The organism is Xanthomonas sp. WHRI 10207 (assembly GCF_040202975.1).
GTDB lineage: Bacteria > Pseudomonadota > Gammaproteobacteria > Xanthomonadales > Xanthomonadaceae > Xanthomonas.
In genome coordinates, this window is record NZ_JBEGDX010000001.1 from 388,272 (window position 1) to 395,167 (window position 6,896).

A 6,896-nucleotide genomic window follows, 5' to 3' on the forward strand; every position below is an offset into this window, starting at 1 on the left:
AGTCAACATGCAAGCATCGATCGAATCCACCGGCAATCTGGAACGCCGCCTGACCTTCACCCTGCCGCAGGAGCGTCTGGAGACCCACGTCGGTGGCCGCCTGCGCGAACTGGCGCGGACCACGCGCATCAAGGGCTTCCGTCCCGGCAAGGTGCCGACCAAGGTCATCGAGCAGCGCTTCGGTCAGCAGGTGCGTGCCGAGGCGATGGAAGGCCTGTTGCGTGAAACCTTCGACTCGGCCGTGCGCGAGCACTCGCTGCGTCTGGCCGGTAACCCGCGCATCGATCAGGGCGAAAGCGATTTCGACTTCGTCGCCACCTTCGAAGTGGTGCCGGACTTTGGCGATATCGATGTCGCCAAGCTGTCGGTGGTGCGTCATACCGCCGACGTGACCGACGCCGACATCGACCAGATGATCGAAAACCTGCGTCTGCAGCGCCGTACCTGGAACCCGGTCGAGCGCGGCGCGCAGGTCGGCGATCTGGTGGCGCTGGAGACCTGGTCGCAGGCCGGCGAGGAGCGTCTGCCCGCCGAAGGCGTGGAAACCGGCAGCAGCGTGTTGGGCTCGGGCGTGATGTTCGACCAGATCGAGAAGGGCCTGGAAGGCCTGACCAAGGGTGAAGACAAGGCCCTGACCATCGATTTCCCGGCCGAGTGGCGCGTGCCGCAGCTGGCTGGCAAGACCGTGCAGGTGCATGTCAAAGCAGTTGAAGTGTCCGAGCCGGTGCTGCCGGTGGTGGACAAGGAGTTCATCAAGAGCTTCGGCGTGAAAAGCGGCGATGCCGAGCAGTTCCGCGCCGACATCCGCACCAACCTGGAGCGCGAGCTCAAGGGCGCGCTGATGAATCGCCTGCGTCGCGAAGTGGGCGAGCAGCTGATCGCCGCCTACGCGCACGTCGAGATGCCGCCGCGTCTGGTCGAGAACGAGGCCCGTTCGATGCTGGCCCAGCAGGTCGAGCAGGTGCGCCGCAGTGGTCGCGATCCAGGCCAGGTGCCGGACGATGCACACCAGGGTTTCATGGATGCCGCTGCCAAGCGCGTGCTGGTCGGTCTGCTGGTCGGTGAAGTAGCACGCCGCAACGAACTGCGGCTTGAGTCCAAGCGCGTCAGCGAAACGCTGCGTCTGATCGCCTCGACCTACGAAGAGCCGGAACAGGTCATTGAGATGTACCGCAACGATCCCCAACTGATGGGTGGGCTGCAGAGCCGTGTGATGGAGGAGCAGGTGATCGACTGGATCGCCGAGCGCGCCCAGCATACCGAGCAGCCGCTGTCGTTCCAGGACGCGATCCGCGTCTAAAAGCGGCGGTGTGACACCAACCCGCATCCCGCTGGCTGGGATGCGGACGTCAAACCCGGTTATCGGCGCAAGCTGGTGCCACAACAGGAAGACCGATGAGCATTGTGACCAAAGCCCTGAATCTGGTGCCGATGGTGGTCGAACAGACCAGCCGTGGCGAGCGTGCGTATGACATCTACTCGCGTCTGCTCAAGGAGCGTCTGATCTTCCTGGTCGGTCCGATCGACGACCATATGGCCAACGTGATCGTGGCTCAGTTGCTGTTTCTGGAAGCGGATAATCCGGAAAAAGACATCAGCATCTACATCAATTCGCCCGGTGGCGTGGTCACCGCCGGCATGGCGATCTACGACACCATGCAGTACATCAAGCCGGACGTGGCCACCATCTGCGTCGGCCAGGCCGCCTCGATGGGCGCGCTGCTGCTGGCATCGGGTGCGGCCGGCAAGCGCTATGCGCTGCCGAATTCGCGCGTGATGATCCATCAGCCGCTGGGCGGCTTCCAGGGCCAGGCGACCGATATCGACATCCATGCGCGCGAGATCCTGACCCTGCGGTCGCGCCTGAACGAGATCCTCGCCAAGCACACTGGCCAGTCGTTTGAGACCATTGCGCGCGATACCGAGCGCGACAACTTCAAGAGCGCGGTCGATGCACAGGCCTATGGTCTGGTGGATCAGGTGCTGGAGCGTCGTCCGGAAGAGTCGATCCAGCCGTCTTGATCGCCAGGTCGCTGAAATTGCAGGAAAAACCGGCAGGGTCGGGCGGGGCGAACGTCCTCCCGACCCTGTGCTATTCTCGAAATCGAACCCCCGTGCATCGGGTGGGGTAACTGGGTAACAGAAGCATGAGCGAAGACCGCCAAGGTCGTTCCGGCGACAGCAACAAGATTCTCTACTGCTCGTTCTGCGGTAAGAGTCAGCATGAAGTCCGCAAGCTGATTGCCGGTCCCAGCGTATTCATCTGCGATGAATGCGTTGAGCTGTGCAACGACATCATCCGCGAGGAGCTCGAAGAGAAGGCGCAGTCGGCACGTTCCAGTCTGCCCAAGCCGCGCGAGATCCTTGAAGTGCTGGATCAATACGTGATCGGGCAGCTGCGCGCCAAGCGCACGCTCGCCGTGGCGGTGTACAACCACTACAAGCGTATCGAGAGCCGCAGCAAGAACGACGAAGTCGAACTCGCCAAATCCAACATCCTGCTGGTCGGTCCGACCGGTTCGGGCAAGACGCTGCTGGCCGAAACGCTGGCGCGCCTGCTCAATGTGCCGTTCACGATTGCCGATGCCACCACGCTGACCGAGGCCGGCTATGTCGGCGAGGACGTGGAAAACATCATCCAGAAGCTGCTGCAGAAGTGCGACTACGACGTCGAAAAAGCGCAGCAGGGCATCGTTTATATCGATGAAATCGACAAGATCTCGCGTAAGAGCGAGAACCCGTCGATCACCCGCGATGTGTCCGGCGAAGGTGTGCAGCAGGCGCTGCTGAAGCTGATCGAAGGCACGGTTGCCTCGGTGCCGCCTCAGGGTGGTCGTAAGCATCCGCAGCAGGAATTCCTGCAGGTCGACACCAAGAACATCCTGTTCATCTGCGGCGGCGCGTTCGCCGGTCTGGACAAGGTCATCCAGGCGCGCTCCAACGACGCTGGCGGCATCGGCTTCGGTGCCAAGGTCAAGAGCAGCGAGCGCAAGCAGGAAGTCGGCAAGATCCTGGCAGAGGTCGAGCCGGAAGATTTGATCAAGTTCGGTCTGATTCCCGAGTTTGTGGGCCGCCTGCCGGTGGTCGCCACGCTTGAGGAGCTGGACGAGCCGGCACTGATCAAGATCCTGACCGAGCCCAAGAACGCCATCACCAAGCAGTTCAAGAAGCTGTTCGACATGGAAGGCGTGGAACTGGAGTTCCGCCCGGACGCACTATCTGCGATCGCCAAGAAGGCGCTCAAGCGCAAGACCGGCGCGCGTGGTCTGCGCACCATCGTCGAATCGGTGCTGCTGGACACGATGTACGAGCTGCCTTCGCAGGAAAATGTGAGCAAGGTCGTGGTGGACGAGTCGGTGATCGAACACAAATCCGAGCCGTATCTGATCTACCAGGCGCAACCGGCCCCGGCCAAGGCTGCGTCCGGCGATTGAGCTGCGCATTCGCGTTGCCAGGCCTTGGCCCCGCTCGCGGATAAAGGGTTTCCGACAGCTACTTGCAACACCTCGCCGATGGCCCCATAACGGGGCCATCGGCTTTTTTTACGCCCTAATTTCCCCGATTCCTGCGGAGCGCCCCATGGCCCAGTCCCAACCAGAAGTTCTTGATCTGCCGGTGTTGCCGCTGCGCGACGTGGTGGTGTTTCCGCACATGGTGATCCCGCTGTTCGTCGGCCGTGACAAGTCGATGCGCGCGCTGGAAAAGGCCATGGAGGCGGACAAGCGCATCCTGCTGGTGGCGCAGAAGTCGGCCGAAACCGACGACCCGGCCGCCGGCGATCTGTACACCGTCGGCACCCTGGCGCAGGTGCTGCAACTGCTCAAATTGCCCGATGGCACCATCAAGGTGCTGGTCGAGGGCCTGTCGCGGGTCACTGTCGACAAGGTCGTCGAACTGGACGGCGCATTGCAGGGGCAGGGCACCGAAGTGGAGGCCAGCGATGGCCGTGAGCCGCGCGAAGTCGAAGCGATCGCACGCTCGCTGATGTCCCTGTTCGAGCAGTACGTCAAGACCAATCGCAAGCTGCCGCCGGAGTTGTTGCAGACGCTGGCCGGCATCGACGAGCCGGGCCGTCTGGCCGACACCATCGCCGCCCATATTGGCGTGCGCCTGGCCGACAAGCAGCGCCTGCTGGAGATCACCGAGATCGGTGAACGCCTGGAGCTGCTGGTTGGGCTGGTGGATGGCGAAATCGACGTGCAGCAGCTGGAAAAGCGCATTCGCGGCCGCGTGAAGTCGCAGATGGAAAAGAGCCAGCGCGAGTACTACCTCAACGAACAGATGAAGGCGATCCAGAAGGAGCTGGGCGATCTGGACGATGCGCCGGGCGAACTGGAAGAACTCGCGCGCAAGATCGCCGAGTCCGGCATGCCCAAGCCGGTCGAGACCAAGGCCAAGGCCGAGCTCAACAAGCTCAAGCAGATGTCGCCGATGTCTGCCGAGGCGGCGGTGGTACGCAACTATCTGGACTGGTTGCTGGGCGTGCCGTGGAAGAAGCGCACCAAGGTCCGCAAGGATCTGAAGGTTGCCGAAGACACGCTGGACGCCGATCACTACGGCCTGGACAAGGTCAAGGAGCGCATCCTTGAGTACTTGGCAGTGCAGTCGCGGGTGAAGCAGATGAAGGGTCCGATCCTGTGCCTGGTCGGCCCGCCTGGCGTGGGCAAGACCTCGCTCGGCCAGTCGATCGCCAAGGCGACCAACCGCAAGTTCGTGCGCATGAGCCTGGGCGGTATCCGTGACGAGGCCGAGATCCGTGGCCATCGCCGGACCTACGTCGGCTCGATGCCGGGTCGCCTGGTGCAGAACCTCAACAAGGTCGGCAGCAAGAACCCGCTGTTCCTGCTGGACGAGATCGACAAGATGTCGATGGACTTCCGCGGCGACCCGTCGTCGGCGTTGCTGGAAGTGCTCGATCCCGAGCAGAACCATTCCTTCAACGACCATTATCTGGAAGTGGATCTGGACCTGTCGGAAGTGATGTTCGTCGCCACCTCCAACTCGCTCAACATCCCCGGCCCGCTGCTGGACCGCATGGAAGTGATCCGCATCCCCGGCTATACCGAGGATGAAAAGCTCAACATCGCGATGCGTTACCTGGTGCCCAAGCAGATCAAGGCCAACGGCCTGAAGCCGGAAGAGATCGAAATCGGCAGCGACGCCATCCAGGATGTGGTGCGCTATTACACCCGCGAATCCGGCGTGCGTAATCTGGAGCGCGAAATCGCCAAGATCTGCCGCAAGGTGGTCAAGGAAATCGCGCTTGCCGGCCCGCAGCCGGCAGCGAAGAAAGTGGTCGCCAAGAAGGGCAAGCCGAAGGCGTTGATGACGGTCGGGTCGAAGAATCTCGATAAGTACCTGGGCGTGCGTCGCTTCGACTTCGGTCGTGCCGAAGAAGAAAACGAAATCGGTCTGGTCACCGGTCTGGCCTGGACCGAAGTCGGCGGCGAGTTGTTGCAGGTCGAATCGACGTTGGTGCCGGGCAAGGGCAATCTGATCCTGACCGGTCAGCTTGGTAACGTCATGAAGGAGTCTGCATCGGCTGCGCTGTCGGTGGTGCGTTCGCGCGCCGAGCGTCTGGGCATCGATGTGGATTTCCTGCAGAAACAGGACGTGCATGTGCACGTGCCCGATGGCGCCACACCGAAGGACGGCCCCAGCGCAGGTATCGCGATGGTGACGTCGCTGGTATCGGTATTGACCAAGGTGCCGATCCGCGCCGATGTGGCGATGACCGGCGAGATCACGCTGCGCGGTCGTGTGTCGGCAATCGGCGGCTTGAAGGAGAAATTGCTGGCGGCATTGCGTGGTGGCATCCGCACCGTGTTGATCCCGGACGAGAACCGCAAGGACCTAGCCGATATCCCGGCCAACGTTACGCGCGATTTGAAGATCGTGCCGGTCAAGTGGATCGACGAAGTGCTGGATCTCGCCCTGGAGCGTCCGCTCGCACCGAAGAAGGCAGGCAAGGAAAAGGCCCGCAAGACTGCGTCGCGCGTTGCCGTGCGCGGCAAGTCGCGTACTACCCCGGGTACCCGCGTCAAGCACTAACGTGCGCTGTCTAAGACGTCCCGAAACAAGCCAAAACCCGCGTCGTTATTGGGTTTTGGCTTGCGCGCTGTTGGGGGCGCTGGTATAAATGCACGACTCGTGGGCGCGGCAAAATGTGATGCGTCACGCGATACCACTTGTGTCGGGTTCTTCGCTAACGGCAAGAGCGCCGATTGTCGATTCCGCGGCATCTGCCGCAAAGGGAGTTTCAAGAATGAATAAAACCGAATTGATCGATGGCGTTGCCGCTGCCGCTGACATCTCCAAGGCTGAAGCTGGCCGTGCTGTCGACGCGGTTGTGAGCGAAATCACCAAGGCGCTGAAGAAGGGCGACGCTGTCACCCTCGTTGGCTTCGGCACCTTCCAGGTCCGCGAGCGCGCTGAGCGTACCGGCCGCAATCCGAAGACGGGCGACAGCATCAAGATCGCTGCTTCGAAGAATCCTGCATTCAAGGCTGGCAAAGCCCTGAAGGATGCAGTAAACTAATCGACTCGCTAGGGTGCTTAGCTCAGCGGTAGAGCGTCTCCCTTACACGGAGAGGGTCGGGGGTTCGAAACCCTCAGCACCCACCACTAAGCACCAAGCAAAGTTTTAAGCGCGGAGCGGTAGTTCAGCTGGTTAGAATGCTGGCCTGTCACGCCGGAGGTCGCGGGTTCGAGTCCCGTCCGCTCCGCCAGTTACACCGAAGCCCCTGAGCGATTGGGGGCTTCGTTTTCTCCACAGCATTTGCAATGGGAATGCCGTGGGGTAGATGTCCAAGTTTAAAGCGGAGCGGTAGTTCAGCTGGTTAGAATGCTGGCCTGTCACGCCGGAGGTCGCGGGTTCGAGTCCCGTCCGCTCCGCC

General features: G+C 61.8%; 5 protein-coding genes and 3 tRNA genes. All 8 read left to right on the plus strand.

Annotation, left to right across the window (positions count from 1 at the left end; all coding sequences use genetic code 11):
- Positions 1-7 precede the first annotated feature (7 nt).
- The 8 genes from tig to ABQU90_RS01810 all read left to right on the plus strand — a co-directional run bounded on the left by tig (position 8) and on the right by ABQU90_RS01810 (position 6,894).
- Positions 8-1,300, plus strand: coding sequence for a trigger factor (gene tig / locus ABQU90_RS01775; RefSeq protein ID WP_323521800.1), 1,293 nt, complete (start codon positions 8-10; stop codon positions 1,298-1,300).
- Positions 1,301-1,395: 95 nt separating this feature from the next.
- Positions 1,396-2,022: an ATP-dependent Clp endopeptidase proteolytic subunit ClpP gene (gene clpP / locus ABQU90_RS01780; RefSeq protein ID WP_323521801.1), complete on the plus strand. Its 627-nt coding sequence runs from the start codon at positions 1,396-1,398 to the stop codon at positions 2,020-2,022.
- A gap of 125 nt (positions 2,023-2,147) precedes the next feature.
- Positions 2,148-3,434 (plus strand): ATP-dependent Clp protease ATP-binding subunit ClpX, encoded by a 1,287-nt coding sequence (gene clpX, locus ABQU90_RS01785; protein WP_055845975.1) that lies wholly within the window; start codon positions 2,148-2,150, stop codon positions 3,432-3,434.
- 145 nt (positions 3,435-3,579) lie between these two features.
- Positions 3,580-6,051, plus strand: a complete 2,472-nt coding sequence (gene lon / locus ABQU90_RS01790; RefSeq protein WP_055845973.1) for an endopeptidase La — start codon at positions 3,580-3,582, stop codon at positions 6,049-6,051.
- 214 nt (positions 6,052-6,265) lie between these two features.
- The gene (hbs, locus tag ABQU90_RS01795) at positions 6,266-6,538 is read left to right on the plus strand and encodes a non-specific DNA-binding protein Hbs (protein ID WP_002806049.1); all 273 of its coding nucleotides are present in this window, start codon (positions 6,266-6,268) and stop codon (positions 6,536-6,538) included.
- An 11-nt stretch (positions 6,539-6,549) separates the two neighbouring features.
- Positions 6,550-6,624 (plus strand) — tRNA-Val (locus ABQU90_RS01800).
- A gap of 27 nt (positions 6,625-6,651) precedes the next feature.
- A tRNA-Asp gene (locus ABQU90_RS01805) sits at positions 6,652-6,728 on the plus strand.
- A gap of 92 nt (positions 6,729-6,820) precedes the next feature.
- A tRNA-Asp gene (locus tag ABQU90_RS01810) sits at positions 6,821-6,894 on the plus strand.
- Positions 6,895-6,896: the final 2 nt, after the last annotated feature.